The 456-nt window shown below is 81.1% G+C and carries 1 pseudogene; it reads left to right on the forward strand.

Annotation, left to right across the window (positions count from 1 at the left end):
- A pseudogene (locus tag FMEAI12_RS36060) lies at positions 1 to 456 on the forward strand (glycosyltransferase family 2 protein); the annotation flags it as partial.

Below are 456 nucleotides of genomic sequence, written 5' to 3' on the forward strand. Positions count from 1 at the left end.
GGCCGCCCTCCGCTGCCGACCGGGCGCTCGCGACGCTCGTGGCGGACATCTCCGCCGGTCCCCCGGACGCCGCCGACGCGCTGCCGGCGTTCGGTGTGGCTGCGGTCGTCGTCCCGGCGGGTTCGGCCGACCCGGCGCTGGTGGCCGCGCTCGACGCGGTGGACGGCCTCTCCCGGGAGAGGCGCGGTCCTGACGTGCTGCTGTGGCGCCCGGTCGCCGCCGCCCCCGGTGCCGGGGAGGGCACGACCCCGCTCCGGCTCGGCTCGCCCGGTCCGGCCGGACCGACCCGGCTGCCCGGCGGCGCCGCGGGGCGCCGGGTGGTGCTCGCCGAACCCGCCGATTCCGGCTGGCGGGCGACCCTGGACGGCGCGCCGCTGCCCGCGGCGGTCGCGGACGGCTGGGCGCAGGCGTTCGTCCTGCCGGCCGAGGGCGGCCTGCTCGAGGTCTCCTACGATC

It is taken from the genome of Parafrankia sp. Ea1.12 (assembly GCF_900465275.1).
GTDB classification, from domain to species: Bacteria; Actinomycetota; Actinomycetes; order Frankiales; family Frankiaceae; genus Parafrankia; species Parafrankia soli.